Consider the following 19,034-nt stretch of genomic DNA (forward strand, 5'->3'; position numbering starts at 1 on the left):
TCATACCTCGTTGAGCGATTGAGCGGCATCCAATGCCGCGCGGCCACGGGGGCCGTGGAAATATTCGTGGATCCACGCGTCGTCGGTTTCCGAGACAACATCGATGGCATCGGCCACCAGCACTTTCTTTTGTGCCAGCACCGCCACGCGGTCGGTAATGGTGTACAGCGTGTCCAGGTCGTGGGTGACCAGGAACACGCTCAGGCCCAGTGCATCGCGCAGGGTCAGGATCAGTTGGTCGAATTGCGCCGCGCCGATCGGGTCGAGGCCGGCGGTGGGTTCGTCGAGGAACAGAATGTCCGGGTCCAGGGCCAACGCGCGGGCCAGGGCGGCGCGCTTGATCATGCCGCCGGACAGCGAGGCCGGGTATTTGTCGGCCGCCGACAGCGGCAGCCCGGCCAGGGCCAGCTTGACCGCGGCCAAGTGCTCGGCGTCGCGACGGCTGAGGCCGGCGTGTTCGATCAAGGGCAGTGCAACGTTTTCGGTAACGGTCAGCGAGGAAAACAGCGCGCCCTTCTGGAACAGTACGCCAAAGCGTCGTTCCACCATCGAGCGTTCGTGCTCCGGCAGGCTCGGCAGGTTCTTGCCGAACACCCGCACCTCACCTTCGCTGGGACGACGCAGGCCGACAATGCTGCGCAACAGCACCGACTTGCCGCTGCCGGAGCCGCCAACCACTGCGAGGATCTCGCCCTTGTACAAATCCAGGTCAAGGTTTTCATGCACGCTCTGGCTGCCAAAGCGATTGCACAGGCCGCGCACTTCAATCACCGCCTCACTGGGCGCTCGGTGTAGACGACTCACCAGCCCATCTCCATAAAGAACAGCGCGGCGACAGCATCCATCACGATCACCACAAAGATCGATTGCACCACGCTGGAGGTGGTGTGGGCGCCGACTGATTCAGCGCTGCCGCTGACCTTGAAGCCTTCCAGGCAACCAATCGCAGCGATCAGGAACGCAAAGATCGGCGCTTTCACCATGCCCACCAGGAAGTGCTGCACGCCAATGTCCGATTGCAGCAGCGAGAGAAACATCGCCGGCGAAATATCCAGCGCCACCGCGCATACCACGCCGCCGCCGATGATGCCCGAGAGCATCGCCAGGAACGTTAGCATCGGCAGCGCCACCAGCAGTGCCAGCACGCGGGGCAGGACCAGCAGCTCCATTGGGTCCAGGCCCAGGGTGCGGATCGCGTCGATTTCTTCGTTGGCCTTCATCGAGCCGATCTGTGCGGTAAAGGCACTGGCGGTGCGGCCGGCGATCAGGATCGCGGTGAGCAAGACGCCGAATTCCCGTAGGAAAGAGAACGCCACCAGGTCCACCGTGAAGATCGTCGCACCGAAGCTCTTGAGCACGGTGGCGCCGAGGAAGGCTACTACCGCACCCACCAGGAACGTCAGCAAAGCCACGATGGGCGCGGCATCCAGTCCGACCTGTTCGAGGTGCGCAACCATGGGCGTCACGCGCCAGCGCTTGGGGCGCAAAATGCTACGGGCGAAGGTTTCGAGAATCAGGCCGACGAAACCCAAGAGTTTCTTGGTGTCCTGCCAGACGGTGTCCACTGCTCGGCCGATGCGTGCGAGGACCTGGATACCCGCCGCTTCTTCCGGGGCTTTTTCCGGCACGCAAAAATCATTCAGGGAGCGGTAGACGGTCTTGAGCAGCGCGCGGTCGGCGGCAGACAAGCTGCAATCGGTCTGCTCGGCGGACTGCTCGATGCGGCTCGGTCCCAGCAGTTCCATCAGCAACGAGGCGCCGGCCGTATCCAGGGCGCCGAGGCCGTTGAGGTCGATGCGCGCGCCGGCGTCGTATTGGCCGTCGAGCTTGTCCGACAGCTTTTTCAGGTTGGCATAGTGGGCAAGTGTCCAGTCCCCCGTAATCCGCAGTTGTGGCGGGGTGGTGGACGTATCGAGGTGGGCTGCGCCGGCCGTCGTGCTGGTGGTCATAAGCTCCGAGCTTGTTTGGCTATCCACAATTCCTACGTAATAGCACGATACGGCCTACTTTGGGTTGTCCGTTTGTGCTGAGTCCGTCACCTTGAAGCGCAGCACGCCGATCACTTGCCCGTCTTCGGTCAGCACCCGCACCTGCCAGCGGCCCACGGCGTCGGCCGGGAAGTTCTGCTTGTGGGTCCAGGCGCGGTAGCCCTCTTTGCGCCCGCCGTGGATATCCAGGGCGATGCGGTCGACCTCTTGGCCGTTGAATTTCCACACGTGGTAGATGCGCTCATCCAGCCCACGCGGCGCGTTGATCGCGGTATAGGCATACAGCCCGCCGCTGCGCAGTTGGGCTGCAGTGACTTCCTTGAGATCGTCGCCTGGCGTGCGGTCCTGCAGTTGAGTGCTGATGGCCACTTCGGTCATCCACAAGGTGGCCGGAGGCACCCAACTGCGCAGGAACCACCCGGCGCAGCCGATGGCGGCGGTGACCCCGAGCAGCATCGCCCAGCCTTTGACGCTACGCAGCGGCAGGCTTACCGCCAGGCTTGGGATCGACAGTGCCATGGCCACGCCGAGGGCCAGTTTGTAACTCTCGGCGGTGGTCAGGTGCAGGATGATCGGCAATGCAGTGAGCAGCGCGGCGAACAGGGTCAGGGTATGCAGCGCCAGGAACAGTGAGCGCTTGGGCGCCAGCCACTTGTAGTACAGCGGGTCGATGATCGACACCAGCGCCGCCGCGCCGAGCAAGCCAGTGAATACCGATTGGCCGCTGTTCCACGCGGTGGTGACGAAAAAGAACGGCAGCACGAAAAACAGACTTTCCTGGTGGATCATCTGGGTCGCGTAGCGCAACAGCGGTTCGGGGATTTCGCGCTTGAAGACTTTGGTGAACAGCTGGGTAAAGCTGTTCTCCAGCATCAGCCACAACCAGCTCACCAGCATGATCACTGCAATCCAACTGGCCATGCCCTGCTGGCGATCCACCAGGATGAAGCTGCACACACCCGAGATAAAACCGCCGAGTGCAATCACCCCTGGGTAGCGCTTCATCAGTTCGAGGACGCGCTGGATTAAGTGAGTCAGGTTTGGCATTCGGCGCTTCGCAGACTTGTAGGAAAAAATCCCAGACAGAATAACGTCTTAGGCCGTTGTACGGTGCCTCATTGCGCAATCCGTTTGCGATAAAGCCGCACGCCAATCAGCACAAAGGCGATCAGTCCGAGCACTCCGGCGCCGATCCAGCTCAGCATGTCGTAGCTGAGCAGTGGTTTCTCGATGCGCCAGTAACCGGGCTGCTTCAACACTTCGCGCATGGCCTGGTTGGTCTGGTCCAGGCTCACGGCCTTGATGCGCTTGGCTGGGTCGCTGAAGTGGCCGTTGTTGTAGTCGCCGGACGCGCTCCAGTAGTAGTCGGCCAAGGCGCTGTTGCCTTGCACGGCCCACGCCTGGCGCGCGATGGCAGCTTGTTGCAGGCGCGCAAATACCGCTGGGTCGAGGCCGTCCTTGAGCAGTTGGGCCTTGAGGTCCTGGAGTACGTGTTCCGCTTCGGGGAGGTCTTCCCGCTCAAGGTCGGCATTCAGACTGAGGAAACCGACGCCGCCGAGTACTTCGCGCTCGCTCCAGGGGCCGTAGGACAAACCGTGCTTGAGGCGCAGCTGGCGATACAGCGCCCAGTCGAGGTAGTCCTTGAGCAGGTCGTAGGTTTCATCATGACCCTCGTCCAACACCGGTTCGGGAAACAACCAATGCAACTTGGCGCTGTTGCCGACCCAGCCGTGGATCAGCTCGCGATGGCTGGCAGCGGCGTGCTGGATTTCCGGCAGCGCCGGATGCTCGGTAGGGTCGACCGGGTCGAGCTGGCCGTAGGTGCGTTCCAGGTAGGCCGGCAGCAGTTTGTCGAGGTCGCCGACGATGATCAGGGTCATGTTGTTGGGGGCGTACCAGTGTGTGCGCAGATTCTCCAGCTGGTCGCGGGTCAGGTGGTCGACCTCGGCGCGTTCGGCGCATTTGAGTCCCAGTTCGACGGCCAATTGGTTGCTGGCAGTGTGGCCCAGGTCCTGGCGGTCCAGCAGGCGTTGCAGGTGTGAGTAGTGGCCGCCATCTTCGCGTTCGACGACCCGCTTGGCCGCGTTGATATTGGCGTCGGTCAGTTCGGTGCGGGTGATGATCGCCAGCAGCAGGTCCAGCACCTTGCGCTGGTTTTGCGCGGGCGCCTCGATCACAAAGGTGGTATCGGCGTTGCTGGTGTAGGCGTTCCACTCGCCGCCCAGGGCCTGCATACGGTCTTCAAGCTCAGCTTCGCCGCCGCCGTCGATGCCGCTGAACAGCAAGTGTTCGAGCAGGTGCGGCAGCTCTTTGTCTGCGCAGTTGAAGTCATCCAGGCCTACACCGACCACCAGGCGGATGGCTACATGCCCGCGTTCGGTGCCCGGTTTGAGCAACAATTGCAGGCCGTTGGGCAAGGTGTAGCCCTCGACTTGCAGGCGGTCAAAGGCAAAGGCGTGGGCAGATCCCATGAGCAGGCAAGCGAACAACAGGCGACGCATAACAAGCTTCCTGGCGAGTGAGGTCATTTTTAACTGACTTCACGGGCCACCGTACGTTCAGGGCGAATGTGTGATGTCGGCAATATCTTCGGCGGAGAGCGCGCCGGTGTCAGACGTTTCCAACACTACATAGGCACTGCTGCAAAACAACGAGTTTAGCCGTTTCATGTCGGCAATCAGTTCCAGGTGCAGGGAGCTGGTTTCCAGGCTCTGGACGATCTTGCGCTGAAGGCGGCTGACATGGGCGTGGGCCAGGCGCCGTTCCTGGGCGCGGAAGCGGCGCTTCTCGCGCAGCAACTGGCGGGCGCTTTCCGGGTCGGCACTGAGGAACACTGACAACCCCAGGCGCAGGTTGGCGATCAACTGGCTGTGCAGGCCGGTGAGTTCCTCCAGGCCCACTTCGGAGAACTGGCGACGCTGGGAGGTTTTCTGCTGCTGGACTTTGCGCAGCATACGTTCGATCAGGTCGCCGGCCAGTTTAAGGTTGATCGACAGTTCGATGATCTCGGCCCAGCGCCGATTGTCATGTTCACTGAGGTCTTCCCGGGGCATTTGTGCCAGGTAGAGTTTGATCGCGCTGTACAACGCTTCGACATCATCGCTGAGGCTGCGCATTTCCTGGGTGATGGCGGTCTGCTTGCCGCGCAGCACTTCGAGCATGGCCGTGAGCATATTGTCGATCAGGTCGCCCAGGCGCAGGGTTTCGCGGGCAGCGTTGGCCAGTGCCAGGCTGGGTGTGGCCAGCGCGGCCAGGTCCAAGTGGCGTGGTTTGGCCTTGCCGTTGACCTCTTCGCGTTCAGGCAGCAACCAGGCACACAAGCGGGCCATCGGGCCAATGGTCGGCAACAGGATCAGGCAACGGCTGACGTTGTAGAGCAGGTGGAAGGTGATGACCATGCCTTGTGCGCTGTAGTCCAAGCCATCCATCCATCGTACGAGCGGGTCGAGCACCGGGATGATCAGCAACAGGCCGATCAATTTGTATAACAGGCTGCCCAGGGCCACCTGGCGTCCGGCGGCGTTCTGCATGCTGGTGCTGAGGAACGCCAGCACGCCGCTGCCGATGTTGGCGCCGATCACCAGGCCGATGGCCACGTGCAGGCCGATCACACCGGCGCCGGCCAACGTGGCGGTCAGCAGGACCGCGGCCAGGCTGGAGTAGGAAATCATCGCGAACAAGGCGCCGACCAAGGCGTCGAGCAGGATGTCGCCGGTCAACGACGCGAAGATCACTTTGACGCCCTGGGCGTGGGTAATCGGCCCGGCCGCTTCAACAATCAATTGCAGTGCGAGGATGATCAGCCCGAGGCCGATCCCCACCCGGCCCAACTGCCCTGCCCGCGTCTGTTTGCGTGACAGGAAGAAGATCACCCCGAGAAAAATCAGCAGCGGCGACAGCCAGGACAAATCAAACGTCAGCACCCGCGCCATCAGCGCCGTACCGACGTCGGCGCCGAGCATGGTCGCCAGGGCGGGCATCAGCCCCATCAGGCCCTGGCCGACAAAGGACGTGACCAGCATCGCCGTGGCGTTGCTGCTCTGCACCATGGCGGTCACCAGGATACCGGCGATAAACGCCAGCCAGCGCTTGGACATGTTCTGCCCGATGACTTGGCGCAAGTTGGAACCGTAGACCCGCAGGATGCCGGTACGGACGATGTGCGTGCCCCAGATAAGCAGGGTCACGGCGGAAAGCAGATTGAGCAAGGTCAGCATGCTCGGCCCCCCGTGTGGGTGCGCTCGAAAATGAGCGAAGGAAAGTTGCCGCGTGCCGCTCTACGTCTTGTACTTAAGCTGTAGTTGGCGAATGGGTTCGGCGCCAGCATCGCATAGCTAAAGTGGGGATTGAAATAAAACTGTCATGAAATCAGCTTTGTGCGGATGAAAAAAAGGGGCCTGTGCAGGCCCCTTTTTTGTCTGGCTCGGGATTATTGACCCGGGATGTCTTTGCGCAGTTTCACGGGATCCTGCTGTTTCTTCTTTTTCGCGATGGCGGTGCGCATCTTGATGTTCACCGCTTCCACCGCCAGCGAGAAGGCCATGGCGAAGTAGACGTAGCCTTTTGGCACGTGCACGTCGAAGGATTCGGCGATCAGCACGGTACCGACTACCAGCAGGAACGACAGGGCGAGCATCTTCAGCGACGGGTGCTTGTCGATGAATTCGCTGATGGTGCCGGCTGCCAGCATCATCACCAGCACTGCCACGACAATCGCCGCGACCATCACCGGTACATGGGAGACCATGCCGACCGCGGTGATCACCGAGTCCAGGGAGAACACGATGTCGATGATCGCGATCTGGATGATGGTGTAGATGAACTTGCCACCGGCGCCCTTCGGCTCGTCGTGGGTTTCGTCTTCACCTTCCAGCGCGTGGTACATCTCCTGGGAGCTTTTCCACAGCAGGAACAGGCCACCGAAGAACAGGATCAGGTCGCGACCGGAGATGCCCTGGCCGAAGACCACGAACAGGTCGGCGGTCAGTTGCATTACCCAGGTGATCGACAGCAGCAACAGGATGCGCGTGACCATGGCCAGCGCCAGGCCGAAGATCCGGGTGCGTGCCTGCATATGCTTGGGCATGCGGCTGACCAGGATCGAAATCATGATGATGTTATCGATGCCCAGGACGATCTCGAGGGCCGTCAGGGTGAAGAAGGCAATCCAGATTTCCGGATTGGTCAGCCATTCCATGTGTATTCCTTTGAGCGAGTGTTAAACCGCGCAAGCTGCAGCGCCGCGCGGTTGGGTGTTTGGGATTATAGAGTGCTGAACAGCGGAATAATCCCCATCAGCAAAGCGGCGACCATTATGCACAGGCATACCAGCACTGCCCACTTGAGGGTGAAGCGCTGGTGATCGCCAAATTCGATACCTGCCAAAGCGACCAGCAGGTAGGTCGAGGGTACGAGCGGGCTCAACAGGTGTACAGGTTGGCCGACGATCGACGCACGTCCCATTTCTGCAGCCGTGATGCCGTAGTGGCTGGCGGCTTCGGCGAGCACGGGCAGTACGCCATAGTAGAACGCATCGTTGGACATGAAGAAGGTAAACGGCATGCTCACCAGTGCGGTGATCACCGCCAGGTAAGGGCCCAATGCGTCAGGGATGACCGCCAGCAGGCTCTTGGACATGGCATCGACCATGCCGGTGCCCGACAGGATGCCGGTGAAGATACCGGCCGCGAAGATCAGCCCCACCACCGCCAGTACGCTGCCGGAGTGGGCGGCGACGCGGTCTTTCTGCATCTGCAGGCACGGGTAGTTGACGATCATCGCGATACTGAACGCCACCATGAACAGCACCGGCAGTGGCAACAGGCCGGCGATCAGTGTGCACATCAGGGCAAAGGTCAGGGCACCGTTGAACCAGATCAGTTTCGGGCGACGGGCGTCCGGGAATTGCGACACGCTGATTTCGCTGTGGTCGATCTCGTCGCCTTGCAGGTGCAATTCACCCAGGCGTGCACGTTCGCGCAGGCCGTACATGTAGGCAATCACCAGGATTGCGACGACGCCGGCGGCCATGGCCGGGATCATCGGCACAAAAATGTCCGACGGGTCCACATGCAACGCGCTGGCAGCACGGGCAGTTGGGCCGCCCCAGGGGGTCATGTTCATCACGCCACCGGCGAGAATGATCAGGCCGGCCATGATCCGTGGGCTCATGCCGATGCGCTGGTACAGCGGCAACATGGCGGCCACGCAGATCATGTAGGTGGTGGCGCCGTCACCGTCGAGGGACACCACCAGGGCCAGCACGGCAGTGCCGACCGAGACTTTCAGCGGGTCGCCCTTGACCATCTTGAGGATCTTGCGCACGGCCGGGTCGAACAAGCCGGAGTCGATCATCAGGGCAAAGTACAGAATGGCGAACATCAGCATTACGCCGGTCGGCGCAAGCTTGGTGATACCCGCCAGCATCATCGGGCCGATCTCGGGCGCGAAGCCACCGAACAGCGCGAACAGGATTGGCACGATGATCAGGGCGATCAGCGCGGACAGGCGCTTGGTCATGATCAGGAACATGAACGTGATGACCATGGCAAAGCCAAGGAAAGTCAGCATAGGAATACTCCAGGCGTAGCGCGGCTAGGGAATGGCGAACCGGGTGGCGGTCAGCGCAGAACGAAAGGCACGAGGCGTACGGGTGGAGTTGGGGCGAACAGGCGGGTACGAGCGGACATCGGGAATCACCATTGTTGTTGTTAACAGCCGGTCTGTTGCCGGCAGTGGGGGCGATCCTAGACGGGTAAGCTTTCAGCCAGCTTTCGCTGGAAAAACAGGTGACGAAGGGAATACACGCAGTTTCTGGATTTATGTCGATCAGCATGTGGGAGGGGGCTTGCCCCCTCCCACATTTGCCTGAGGTTTTTAGGGCAGTTCGAGGCCGCCGGCGGCTTTGTGCAGCTTGCGCAAGTGTTCGCCCACCAGCTTGAGGTTGGCTTCACAGGCGGCAATCTCGGCCGAACGGGAAGGCTCCAGCAGCGCCCTCACCTCCTTGTCCAATTCGCCGGTCAGCGATTGCAGCTGCTTCTGGCGTTCGGCGCTTTCCGATTCCAGGCGTGTGGCTTCCGAAGGTTGCGGCAGGCCATAGCCGCCGCTGCCCAGCAGTTCAGCCGGGCGACTGAGGAAGCCGCTGTTGGCGAGGATCTGTTGCAGTGTGGCGTTGGCTTTCTCCATGCCACCGTTTTTCAGCTCGCGGGCGCCGAGGTAGCGTTGTTTGACTTCGTCCTGGGCCAGCATCAACTGCTTGCGAAAGCTCGCCTGCTCCAGCAGCAGCAACGCGGCGCTGGTGCGCAAGTCGGCCTGGTCGAACCACTGGCGACGCTCCTCGGCGCTCAGGGACAGCCAGTCTTCAACTTGGGTCTGCTTGATCGGCAGGTGTTTGCGCAGCACATCGAACATCGCCTGGTAGCGTTCGCGGAAGGAGTCGAAGTGATAGCCCAGGCGCAATGCCCTGCGTTTGTCGTCCAGTACGCTGGTGTCGGCCAGGCCGCGTGCGCTCAGCACCTCAAGCAAACCATTGGGGGTGATGTTGTCCAGGCCGGTCAGTTGCGGGTTGGCACTGCCGCTGCGTAGCAGTTTCAGGCTCTCGACCGCGCAGTTGTTGGAGATGAAGAAGTAGTTGCCGTCGTAGCTCCAATGCATTTCGGCGGCATGCTCGACGGTATCGTTGATTTCCTGGCGGGTCAGTTTCAACGGCACCGAGGCCAGGCCGCGCAGCTCGGTCTTGGTGTATTCATCGATCACTTGCGCCAGCGGCAGCACGAACAGGCGCGAGGGGTACTTGCCGACCAGGCCATCCCAGCTCGACAGCTGTACGTCACCGACGAACGCGCGGTAGGACAAGACCAGATGCTGATCCAGGTCCAGCCGGCAGTCCGGCCCGCGTGGGCGCCCCGGTGCGCAGATCACCAGGCGCAGCATGCTGTGGCCCCAGCGGCTGACCAGGTTCTGGTTGGCCTCGGCCAGCAGGTAGTCGATCTCGTAGACGCGCTCCGGGTCCACATGGCCCAGCGGTGTCTTGGCAAAATCGTTACCGGCATTGAGGAACGCGTAGGTGTTGGCGCAGGTGTCTTGTTGCGGCGGGGCCCAGCCGAAGTGTTCCTTGTAATAGCGGAACAGCGCGGGACGACGGCAGGCGTAGCTCGGGTCGAGGAGGAAGTACTCCATGTTGACCGCCACGAATTCCAACGGGCTGGTGGTTTCGTAGATGTCCGGGCTGCGGGCGACTTGATGATTATTTTGTTCACGCTCTCCGCGACGGCCTACGTATTGCGGCCAGCCGGCCAGGTCCAGCAGGCGTGGATCATCGCTCAAGGTAAAGCGGCGGCCATTCTGGCCACGGCATTGATCCGGCAGGCCGATCAGGCCGGTGAGGTTGTTCTGGCGGCTGCAGCGATTGATCAGCGTGCGGTCTTCTTTGGACCACAGGCGCGCACGGTCATAGATATGGGTCAGTTCATGCAGCACCGTGGCGAGCATTTCCCGGCGCACAGTTCCGTGGGGGCGATTGGTTTTTTGGGTGGCGGCGCTGCCGTCGGTCAGGCTGGCCAGCAGGTTGTTGTTGAGGTCCAGCTCGGACACGAGCGAGGCTTGCCCGTAGGCGTTCTCGGGCATCTTGTCGGTCCAGCCGACATCGATGCGCCGGTCCAACTGCTCGACAAAGCGTGGCGGCAGGGAACGCATCGCTTCGTCGAGCAACGCCTGGCTGGCCTGTTGTTCAGCCGGGCTCAGACCTTCGGTCTTGAGTCGCAGCTGCAGGCTGGCCTGGGCTGCGCCGGCACACAGCAGCACAGCACCGGCCAGGAGCCAGGCGACGATTCGCCTCACAGTGCGAGGATGGCTTCGGCGAGCGTCTGGTCGCTGGCGTCGCGGGCTTCCGGCAGGCGTGTGCGCAGGGTGTCGAAGGCGGCTTCAAGGTGGGCGCCACGGATCTCGCCGTTGCTGGCGACGAAACTGGCGGCGTCATCGTGGGCTTCGCGCACGACTTTGGAGTCACGGATGGAGGTGGTGGTGTCCGAAGTGAAATCAATGGTGCGGCCGGAGGCGCGAACAATGATGTTACTGGTGGCCACCAGGGTGTGTGCCTGGGCGATGTCGGCCAACAACAGCAGGCCGAGGGTGGCGGCGATCAGCGGGCTACGCATGGAATAACTCCAGATACAAAGATGGAATACAAAGATGATTATTGGACGAGAATTGCTTGCGCCAGTTCAAGGTCGCTGGCGTTAAGTTTTGGTTGGCTGCGGCGCAGATAATCCAGCGCAGACTCCAACCTTGTGCCCCGCCATTGGCCGTCAGTGGCGATAAATGCGGCAGCGTCATCCTGGGCGGCCATTATCACTTTTCTGTCGAAGGGCGCAGACGTCACCTTGCTGGTGGCGTAGGCGCTTGCGACGGTGCTCTGGGTGGTCAGGTCAAAGGCCGAAGCCAAGGGTGACCAACCGAACGAAAACAACACCGGGACGATTAAAAGGCGGTATGAAAAAGCCATGGGACTCGAGAATTGAAAGCGAGCGCCAAGGCTAGCGCAATGCCCGGGCGAGAGCCAGCGCCCGGGCGTCCGCCTTGTCGTCAGATGGCCAGGATGGCTTGGGCCAGTTGTGCGTCAGTGGCCGTGTTCAATTGCGGCGCTTGCTGGCGGATCTGGGCCAGGGCGCTTTCCAGTTTCACGCCACGGATGGCGCCTTCGCTGGCGACAAAGCTGGCGGCGTCGTCACGGGCAGCACGTACGACCTTGTTGTCACGCAGGGACGAAGTGGCATCGGAGCTGGCGTCGGAAGTGGCCTTCAGCGCGCCGACGATGGAGTCGGTGGTCACGATGAAGCTGGTCGCGTTGGCGTTGGCAGCCAGGGCGAACAGGGTGGCAGCACTCAGCAGGCGAAGACGGGACATGGGATGACTCCTATAGATGAACGGATAAGGTGGCGCAGGCCAGCCATTGGGGATCAGACGCCTGTACTGCACGGTTTGCCACAGGGTGGCTGGATATTAAGCCGCCGCTTATCCGTTCGGGAAGCGCCTTGACTGCCTAGTCACGCCAGAACGGCTTGGACAGCTCGGCCATTCGGTCGCCCTGGCTGATGCCGACATCGGACAATTCCCGGGTATCAAGCTGCGACAGTTGGCGTCGTTCATAAGTGTGGCGTACCCATTTGGCGAGGGTTGAGGCCGTTTGGCGTAGCAGTCTCTTATATAGAGGGGATGGCGTATCCATGGCGAGTACCTTTCCTGAGGTCTTGGAGCACCATGTTGGGTGAGTCGGTGTGACCGATACAGATACACTGAAATAAAATTGTACTGCTTGACTGTTATATTTTTTAAACTGTACCTATTGCTTCACGAAGCTTCTGTTTTCTGTTGGAAATCCGAAGGCCACAAACAACAAAGCCCGCCTCCGGTTTCCCGGGGCGGGCTTTGTTTTGACAAATCAGGTTGCTGGCAGTGGACCCGTCAGGTCAGGGCCAGCGAGCGCTAAATCAGCGCCAGAACGGCTTGCTCAGCTCTTCGTAGCGTTGAGCTTCGCTGATACCTGCGTCAGCCAGCAGACGCGAATCCAGGCGAGCCAGTTGGTGGCGGCTGGAGATGCGGCGCTGCCACAACATCAGGTTGGCGATAACCCGCAGAGGCAGGGAGGCCTGGGTGTTTACAGCTTTTTCTTCGAAGAACAGTTCGGAACTGAGTGTACGTTCCATGATGACATCCTTCCGCTTGTGGCGGGATTAGGTAGTGGTTTAACTGATGCCAATGATCCTCTTCCGGCGCAAGACTCTCTAGATACAGTTCACCTGTATTGTGAGGGGCCAGTTAACTGTTTATAGGCGCTGTACTGTACGGAATTGGGGCAACTGTACCTGTCCGCACTGAAATAGTGCGAAATAGGTGTTTTCGGTGAAGTGCGTAGGATATTTCGGTAAGAAATGACCGGTACAGCAGTACAGTTTTTTCAATAAGTGGCGATGAGGCCACCGAGCTGATGAGACTGTATTTGCATCAGCTCGGATCTGTATCAATCACGCCTTGAGCATGTGCCCGGTTTCTTCCAGGTTGATGTGCCAACTCAGTGCTTCGCGCAGGATGTGCGGGGTATGCCCGCCGATGGCGCAGGCGGCATCGAAGTAACTGTTCAGCGCATCGCGGTAGGCGGGGTGCACACAGTTGTCGATGATCACCCGAGCCCGTTCCCGTGGCGCCAGGCCACGTAGGTCGGCCAGGCCAATTTCTGTCACCAGGATGTCGACGTCATGCTCGGTGTGGTCGACGTGGCTGACCATTGGCACAACGCTGGAAATTGCGCCGCCCTTGGCAATCGACTTAGTGACGAAGATCGCCAGGTGCGCGTTGCGCGCGAAATCCCCGGAGCCGCCAATGCCGTTCATCATCCGCGTGCCGCAGACATGGGTGGAGTTGACGTTGCCGTAGATGTCGAACTCCAGCGCGGTGTTGATGCCAATAATGCCCAAGCGCCGCACCACCTCAGGGTGGTTGGAGATCTCCTGCGGGCGCAGTACCAGCTTGTCCTTATAGTGTTCCAGGTTGCCGAACACGTCGGCATTGCGCCGCTCCGACAAGGTGATCGAGCTGCCCGAGGCGAAACTGAGCTTGCCGGCGTCGATCAGGTCGAAGGTCGAATCCTGCAACACTTCCGAATACATGGTCAGGTCTTCGAAGGGCGACTCGATCAAACCGCACATCACCGCGTTGGCTATGTTGCCGATACCGGCCTGCAGCGGACCGAGCTTGTTGGTCATGCGCCCGGCGTCGACTTCCTGCTTGAGGAAGTTGATCAGGTGATTGGCGATGCCTTGGGTGTCGATGTCGGGCGGCGTCACCGTCGAGGCGGAGTCGGCCTGGTTAGTGATCACGATGGCGACGATCTTTTCCGGTGGGATCGGGATCGCGGTGCTGCCGATACGGTCATCAACTTTGACCAGCGGGATCGGCGTGCGCGTCGGCCGGTAGGTCGGGATATAGATGTCGTGCAACCCTTCCAGGTTCGGGTTGTGCGCCAGGTTGATCTCGACAATCACCTGTTTGGCAAAAATCGCGAAGCTGGCTGAGTTGCCCACAGACGTGGTGGGCACGATATGCCCTTGTTCAGTGATCGCCACCGCTTCAATCACCGCGATGTCCGGCAACTTGAGTTGGTTGTTGCGCAGTTGTTCGACGGTTTCCGACAAGTGCTGGTCGATGAACATCACTTCGCCGGCGTTGATTGCCTTACGCAGGGTGCTGTCGACCTGGAAAGGCATGCGTCGTGACAGTACGCCCGCTTCGGTCAGTTGCTTGTCCAGGTCATTGCCCAGGCTGGCGCCGGTCATCAGGGTGATTTTCAGCGGCGACGTCTTGGCGCGTTCGGCCAGGGCGTGGGGAACGGCCTTGGCTTCACCGGCACGGGTGAAGCCGCTCATGCCGACGGTCATGCCGTCCTCGATCAGTGCGGCGGCGTCTGCCGCGCTCATGACCTTGTTCAACAACGAAGGCAAGCGGATGCGATCACGGTACATGGATTCTTATCTCAGGCTACGGAAGCAAGGTGCGCAGTTTAGTGATTTCAAAAAAAATCGGCCCGCTACCATGGTCGAATGCCAGGCAGCGATTTAGAGCCTTTGGTCGGGTTTCATGCAGTAATAAAAAACCCCAGCCTATCGCAGGCCGGGGTTTCGAGTATTGCGCTGAGACAGTGTTACTCGACGGCTTTGACCATGTCTTCGATGACCTTCTTGGCATCACCGAAGACCATCATGGTCTTGTCCAGGTAGAACAGTTCGTTATCCAGACCGGCATAACCACTGGCCATCGAGCGCTTATTGACGATGATGGTCTTGGCTTTGAACGCTTCGAGGATCGGCATGCCGGCAATCGGCGAGTTCGGGTCGTTCTTCGCGGCAGGGTTGACCACGTCGTTCGCGCCCAACACCAGCACCACGTCGGCTTGGCCGAACTCGGAGTTGATGTCTTCCATCTCGAACACCTGGTCGTAAGGCACTTCGGCCTCCGCCAACAGGACGTTCATGTGTCCAGGCATGCGGCCTGCCACTGGGTGGATCGCATATTTAACGGTGACGCCGTGGTGGGTCAGCTTCTCGGTCAGTTCTTTGAGCGCGTGTTGCGCCCGCGCCACCGCCAGGCCATAGCCCGGGACGATGATCACGGTGTCGGCGTTGGTCAGCAGGAAGGTCGCATCGTCCGCAGAGCCGGACTTTACCGGACGTGCTTCTTTTGAGCCCGTTGCTGCACCCGCATCCGGCGCATTGCCGAAACCGCCGAGCAGTACGTTAAAGAAGGAACGGTTCATCGCCTTGCACATGATGTAAGACAGGATCGCGCCGCTGGAGCCCACCAGCGAGCCGGCGATAATCAGCATCGAGTTGTTCAACGAGAAACCGATGCCCGCTGCAGCCCAGCCTGAGTAGCTGTTAAGCATCGACACCACCACCGGCATGTCGGCGCCGCCGATCGGGATGATGATCAGCACGCCGAGCACGAAGGCCAGGGCCAGCATCAACGCGAAGGCGGTGAGGTTGCCGGTGAACATAAACGCCAGGCCCAGGCCAAGTGTCAGCAGGCCGAGCACCAGGTTCAACTTGTGTTGGCCGCCGAACTGTACCGGTGCACCCTGGAACAGGCGGAACTTGTACTTGCCCGACAGCTTGCCGAACGCAATCACCGAACCGGAGAAGGTGATTGCACCGATGGCTGCGCCAAGGAACAGTTCCAGGCGGTTACCGGCAGGGATCGAATCGCCCAGGTGTTTGACGATGCCCAGGGATTGTGGCTCGACTACGGCGGCAATGGCGATGAACACGGCAGCCAGGCCGATCATGCTGTGCATGAAGGCGACCAGCTCCGGCATCTTGGTCATTTCTACGCGCTTGGCCATGACCGAACCGGCAGTGCCGCCGATCAGCAGGCCAACAATCACGTAGCCAATGCCTGCGGTAGCCAGCTCAGCACCGAGCTTATAAATGAGGCCCACGGTCGTGAGCACTGCCAGCGCCATGCCGAGCATGCCGAACAGGTTGCCGCGTCGCGAGGTGGTCGGGTGTGACAGGCCTTTAAGGGCCTGGATAAAGCAGATCGACGCGATCAAGTAGAGCGTCGTAACCAGATTCATGCTCATTACTTCGGCGCCTCTTCTTTTGCTTTCGGGGCTTTCTTCTTGAACATCTCAAGCATGCGGCGCGTCACCAGGAAGCCACCGAACACGTTGACTGCCGCCAGTGCCACGGCCAGGGTGCCCATGGTCTTGCCCAGGGGCGTCACGGTGAGTGCGGCGGCGAGCATGGCGCCGACGATCACAATCGCCGAAATCGCGTTGGTCACCGCCATCAGCGGCGTGTGCAGTGCGGGTGTGACGTTCCAGACCACGTGGTAACCGACATAAATCGCCAGCACAAAGATGATCAGGTTGTAGATACCGGGGGAGATAAGCTCTTCCATCGTCTGAATCCCTGCTTAGGCGTTTTTGCGGATGACTTGGCCGTCGCGGCACATCAGGCACGCGGCGACGATGTCGTCTTCGAGGTTGATTTCAAACTGCCCTTCCTTGGTGAAGACCAGCTTCAGGAAGTCCAGCAGGTTGCGCGCATACAGGGCCGAGGCGTCGGCGGCGACCGCGCCGGCCAGGTTGGTCGGGCCGCAGATGATCACGCCGTTTTCCACCACCACCTGATCGGCGACGGTCAGCGGGCAGTTGCCGCCTTGGGCTGCAGCGAGGTCGATGACCACCGAGCCGGGCTTCATCTGTGCCACGGTTTCGGCGCTGAGCAAGGTCGGCGCTTTACGGCCAGGGATCAGTGCGGTGGTGATGACGATATCGGCTTGCTTGGCGCGTTCGTGCACGGCCAGGGCCTGGCGTTGCATCCAACTGGTGGGCATCGGGCGGGCATAACCGCCGACACCGACTGCGCATTCGCGCTCTTCGTCGGTCTCGTAGGGTACGTCGACGAATTTGGCTCCGAGGGATTCGATCTGCTCTTTGACGGCCGGGCGTACGTCGGACGCTTCGATAACTGCACCCAGACGTTTCGCTGTGGCGATGGCCTGCAAGCCAGCAACACCTGCGCCGAGGATCAATACGCGGGCAGCCTTAACGGTACCGGCTGCGGTCATCAGCATCGGCATGAAGCGCGGATAGTGATGAGCGGCGAGCAGTACCGCTTTATAGCCGGCGATGTTGGCCTGGGAGGACAGCACGTCGAGGCTCTGAGCCCGTGAGGTACGTGGTGCAGCCTCAAGCGCAAAGGCGGTGATGCCCTGCCCGGCCAGCTTGCCGATGGTTTCGTTGCTGAACGGATTGAGCATGCCCACCAACACGGTGCCGCTTTTGATCAGCGTCAGTTCGCTGTCGCTGGGGGCAACCACTTTGAGAATCAGCTCGGCGCCAAACGCATCGTTGGCGCTGCCAATGGTCGCGCCTGCCGTTTCATAGGCACTGTCGACGATGCTGGCTTTGATGCCTGCTCCGCTTTGTACAGTGACCTTATGGCCCTGGCCGATCAGCTTCTTGATGGTTTCCGGGGTGGCAGCCACCCGCGTTTCACCGGTCTGGGTTTCGAGAGGAACACCAATGTGCACGTCAAATCTCCTGCATGATCTTTTTGCTTTTGATCTTTTTGTAAAAAGGCCAGTGCACCGCGAGTGGCGCAACTGGGGCGGCCGATCAGCACGATCCCGCTGAAATGACAGCGGGGCGCGGCATTTTGCAGGCGAACTTTACGGCCTTCAAGGGATTATGACGGGTGACGAAAAATTAACTACAAGTCACCCTGTGACTGATTGTCGCAACATGCCGAAATAATCTGTTCAAATACATGGTCTTAAAGGGCCACAGGCGTTTTTGCAATCTTTTGTCATGGTTGGCGTGAATAGTCGGCCATTGGCTCGTAATAGTCGTTCAAAGCCATGTGGATCATAGCTTTGAGCCAAATTTTTCCTGAAAAATACAGTCTGCTTAAATGCGACATATATATACATCTGTAGGACTGTATTATTGCTGACTACAAAGTCAATAATACGGCTTTAGCCTTTAAACACTGGTGCTGTAGCGATGCGACTGCTCGATGAGCCAGTCCCTGAAGGCGTGAAGTGACGCAGATTCGACTTTTCTGTCAGGAATCATCAGGTAATAAGCCTTCGTACTGCTCAGCGCTTCGGGGTTTGCAATCACCAATTGGCCCTCGTCCAGTTCGCGCTGGATAAGGAACGGGGGGATCAGTGCGATCCCCATGTCATGCATGGCTGCTTGGGACAACATCGAGAATAGCTCGTAACGGGGGCCTGTCATGTCGCGTGGGATGTTCAGGTGTTGGGCGTTGAACCATTGGCGCCACGCGTAGGGTCGTGTGGTTTGCTGCAGGAGCGGCAGTTCTGCAATCTCCAGGGCGCTGAACTGCGCACGGTCACCCAACAGCCGAGGGCTGCATACAGGTACAGGATTTTCGCCCATCAGCCGGTGGGACTCGGTACCGGACCAGTCGGCATCGCCGAAGTAGATGGCGGCGTCGAATTCGGTGTCGGCAAAGAGGAAAGGGCGTGTTCGATTCGTGAGGTTGACCGTGACCTCAGGGTGTTGGCGTTGGAAGTCCTTGAGGCGAGGGATCAACCATTGAGTGCCAAACGTCGGGACTACAGCGAGTTCGATGGTGTTGGCGCCCTGCTGCCCCATGACGGAAAGCGTATCGCGCTCCACCGCATCCAGTTGCGTTGCGACGCGACGGCTATAGGACAGCCCTGCCTCTGTCAGTTTTACCCCGCGCCGTGAACGGCGAAACAGCTCGACACTTAAAAACTCCTCGAGAGTGGCGATCTGTCGACAGATGGCGCCTTGGGTGATCGAAAGTTCCTGCGCAGCCTTGGTAAAGCTCTCGTGGCGGGCTGCCGCTTCAAAACTGACCAAAGCGGTGGTACTGGGAATTTTCCTGCGCATATACCGTGTCCTCACTTGCCAAGGCGCATATACGCCATTTATGGCTTCTTCGAAGTGATAAATTAGCACAACCCTATGCGGAAACCTCGTTTGCCCTACGCGCTTGC

The 19,034-nt window shown here is 60.2% G+C and carries 18 protein-coding genes; all 18 read right to left on the bottom strand.

The genetic code is table 11. The features are described 5' to 3' along the window. On the bottom strand, positions 1 to 804 hold the full coding sequence (locus tag ACZ445_RS00480; RefSeq protein WP_058424443.1) for an ABC transporter ATP-binding protein: 804 nt from the start codon (positions 802 to 804) through the stop codon (positions 1 to 3). Then, a complete protein-coding gene (locus tag ACZ445_RS00485) occupies positions 801 to 1,949 on the bottom strand; it encodes an ABC transporter permease (protein WP_464707893.1) in 1,149 nt (382 codons plus the stop codon). Before ACZ445_RS00485 ends, ACZ445_RS00480 begins: the two co-directional genes overlap by 4 nt. A 54-nt stretch (positions 1,950 to 2,003) precedes the next feature. Continuing rightward, complete coding sequence (locus tag ACZ445_RS00490) at positions 2,004 to 3,035, bottom strand: DUF5924 family protein (RefSeq protein WP_179029876.1); 1,032 nt, start codon at positions 3,033 to 3,035, stop codon at positions 2,004 to 2,006. A gap of 68 nt (positions 3,036 to 3,103) precedes the next feature. After that, a complete protein-coding gene (locus ACZ445_RS00495) occupies positions 3,104 to 4,489 on the bottom strand; it encodes a M16 family metallopeptidase (protein ID WP_058424446.1) in 1,386 nt (461 codons plus the stop codon). Positions 4,490 to 4,546: 57 nt separating this feature from the next. Continuing rightward, complete coding sequence (locus ACZ445_RS00500; protein WP_058424447.1) at positions 4,547 to 6,205, bottom strand: Na/Pi cotransporter family protein; 1,659 nt, start codon at positions 6,203 to 6,205, stop codon at positions 4,547 to 4,549. A 212-nt stretch (positions 6,206 to 6,417) separates the two neighbouring features. Beyond that, positions 6,418 to 7,185, bottom strand: a complete 768-nt coding sequence (locus ACZ445_RS00505) for a TerC family protein (protein WP_014716354.1) — start codon at positions 7,183 to 7,185, stop codon at positions 6,418 to 6,420. A gap of 65 nt (positions 7,186 to 7,250) precedes the next feature. Then, on the bottom strand, positions 7,251 to 8,558 hold the full coding sequence (locus tag ACZ445_RS00510) for a CitMHS family transporter (protein ID WP_028618667.1): 1,308 nt from the start codon (positions 8,556 to 8,558) through the stop codon (positions 7,251 to 7,253). 306 nt (positions 8,559 to 8,864) lie between these two features. Further along, positions 8,865 to 10,826 (bottom strand): DUF7844 domain-containing protein, encoded by a 1,962-nt coding sequence (locus ACZ445_RS00515; RefSeq protein WP_464707894.1) that lies wholly within the window; start codon positions 10,824 to 10,826, stop codon positions 8,865 to 8,867. After that, on the bottom strand, positions 10,823 to 11,143 hold the full coding sequence (locus tag ACZ445_RS00520) for a DUF2388 domain-containing protein (protein WP_058424449.1): 321 nt from the start codon (positions 11,141 to 11,143) through the stop codon (positions 10,823 to 10,825). Before ACZ445_RS00520 ends, ACZ445_RS00515 begins: the two co-directional genes overlap by 4 nt. A gap of 38 nt (positions 11,144 to 11,181) precedes the next feature. Then, positions 11,182 to 11,490: a DUF2388 domain-containing protein gene (locus ACZ445_RS00525; protein WP_464707895.1), complete on the bottom strand. Its 309-nt coding sequence runs from the start codon at positions 11,488 to 11,490 to the stop codon at positions 11,182 to 11,184. Between the two features lie 80 nt (positions 11,491 to 11,570). Continuing rightward, positions 11,571 to 11,891: a DUF2388 domain-containing protein gene (locus tag ACZ445_RS00530; RefSeq protein WP_179028264.1), complete on the bottom strand. Its 321-nt coding sequence runs from the start codon at positions 11,889 to 11,891 to the stop codon at positions 11,571 to 11,573. Positions 11,892 to 12,027: 136 nt separating this feature from the next. Beyond that, entirely contained in the window at positions 12,028 to 12,213 is a 186-nt protein-coding gene (locus ACZ445_RS00535) for a DUF1127 domain-containing protein (protein ID WP_081049251.1), read from the bottom strand. 262 nt (positions 12,214 to 12,475) lie between these two features. Beyond that, positions 12,476 to 12,691, bottom strand: coding sequence for a DUF1127 domain-containing protein (locus ACZ445_RS00540; protein WP_012721550.1), 216 nt, complete (start codon positions 12,689 to 12,691; stop codon positions 12,476 to 12,478). A gap of 318 nt (positions 12,692 to 13,009) precedes the next feature. Continuing rightward, complete coding sequence (locus tag ACZ445_RS00545) at positions 13,010 to 14,503, bottom strand: acetyl-CoA hydrolase/transferase family protein (protein ID WP_058424452.1); 1,494 nt, start codon at positions 14,501 to 14,503, stop codon at positions 13,010 to 13,012. Positions 14,504 to 14,682: 179 nt separating this feature from the next. Continuing rightward, positions 14,683 to 16,119: an NAD(P)(+) transhydrogenase (Re/Si-specific) subunit beta gene (locus ACZ445_RS00550; protein ID WP_058424453.1), complete on the bottom strand. Its 1,437-nt coding sequence runs from the start codon at positions 16,117 to 16,119 to the stop codon at positions 14,683 to 14,685. Continuing rightward, positions 16,119 to 16,439, bottom strand: a complete 321-nt coding sequence (locus ACZ445_RS00555) for an NAD(P) transhydrogenase subunit alpha part 2 (RefSeq protein ID WP_003220416.1) — start codon at positions 16,437 to 16,439, stop codon at positions 16,119 to 16,121. Before ACZ445_RS00555 ends, ACZ445_RS00550 begins: the two co-directional genes overlap by 1 nt. A 15-nt stretch (positions 16,440 to 16,454) precedes the next feature. Beyond that, positions 16,455 to 17,576 (bottom strand): Re/Si-specific NAD(P)(+) transhydrogenase subunit alpha, encoded by a 1,122-nt coding sequence (locus ACZ445_RS00560; protein ID WP_058424454.1) that lies wholly within the window; start codon positions 17,574 to 17,576, stop codon positions 16,455 to 16,457. A 451-nt stretch (positions 17,577 to 18,027) separates the two neighbouring features. Then, complete coding sequence (locus ACZ445_RS00565; RefSeq protein ID WP_464707897.1) at positions 18,028 to 18,927, bottom strand: LysR family transcriptional regulator; 900 nt, start codon at positions 18,925 to 18,927, stop codon at positions 18,028 to 18,030. Between the last annotated feature and the right edge of the window lie 107 nt (positions 18,928 to 19,034).

The sequence above is a fragment of the Pseudomonas allii genome (assembly GCF_055380095.1).

What these genes read in the sequence shown, in the direction of transcription:
- ACZ445_RS00565 (WP_464707897.1), bottom strand. Translation starts at nt 18,927, where the DNA reads ATGCGCAGGAAAATTCCCAGTACCACCGCTTTGGTCAGTTTTGAAGCG.
- ACZ445_RS00500 (WP_058424447.1), bottom strand. Translation starts at nt 6,205, where the DNA reads ATGCTGACCTTGCTCAATCTGCTTTCCGCCGTGACCCTGCTTATCTGG.
- ACZ445_RS00540 (WP_012721550.1), bottom strand. Translation starts at nt 12,691, where the DNA reads ATGGAACGTACACTCAGTTCCGAACTGTTCTTCGAAGAAAAAGCTGTA.
- ACZ445_RS00490 (WP_179029876.1), bottom strand. Translation starts at nt 3,035, where the DNA reads ATGCCAAACCTGACTCACTTAATCCAGCGCGTCCTCGAACTGATGAAG.
- ACZ445_RS00535 (WP_081049251.1), bottom strand. Translation starts at nt 12,213, where the DNA reads ATGGATACGCCATCCCCTCTATATAAGAGACTGCTACGCCAAACGGCC.
- ACZ445_RS00530 (WP_179028264.1), bottom strand. Translation starts at nt 11,891, where the DNA reads ATGTCCCGTCTTCGCCTGCTGAGTGCTGCCACCCTGTTCGCCCTGGCT.
- ACZ445_RS00555 (WP_003220416.1), bottom strand. Translation starts at nt 16,439, where the DNA reads ATGGAAGAGCTTATCTCCCCCGGTATCTACAACCTGATCATCTTTGTG.
- ACZ445_RS00520 (WP_058424449.1), bottom strand. Translation starts at nt 11,143, where the DNA reads ATGCGTAGCCCGCTGATCGCCGCCACCCTCGGCCTGCTGTTGTTGGCC.
- ACZ445_RS00545 (WP_058424452.1), bottom strand. Translation starts at nt 14,503, where the DNA reads ATGTACCGTGATCGCATCCGCTTGCCTTCGTTGTTGAACAAGGTCATG.
- ACZ445_RS00505 (WP_014716354.1), bottom strand. Translation starts at nt 7,185, where the DNA reads ATGGAATGGCTGACCAATCCGGAAATCTGGATTGCCTTCTTCACCCTG.
- ACZ445_RS00485 (WP_464707893.1), bottom strand. Translation starts at nt 1,949, where the DNA reads ATGACCACCAGCACGACGGCCGGCGCAGCCCACCTCGATACGTCCACC.
- ACZ445_RS00495 (WP_058424446.1), bottom strand. Translation starts at nt 4,489, where the DNA reads ATGCGTCGCCTGTTGTTCGCTTGCCTGCTCATGGGATCTGCCCACGCC.
- ACZ445_RS00550 (WP_058424453.1), bottom strand. Translation starts at nt 16,119, where the DNA reads ATGAGCATGAATCTGGTTACGACGCTCTACTTGATCGCGTCGATCTGC.
- ACZ445_RS00510 (WP_028618667.1), bottom strand. Translation starts at nt 8,558, where the DNA reads ATGCTGACTTTCCTTGGCTTTGCCATGGTCATCACGTTCATGTTCCTG.
- ACZ445_RS00525 (WP_464707895.1), bottom strand. Translation starts at nt 11,490, where the DNA reads ATGGCTTTTTCATACCGCCTTTTAATCGTCCCGGTGTTGTTTTCGTTC.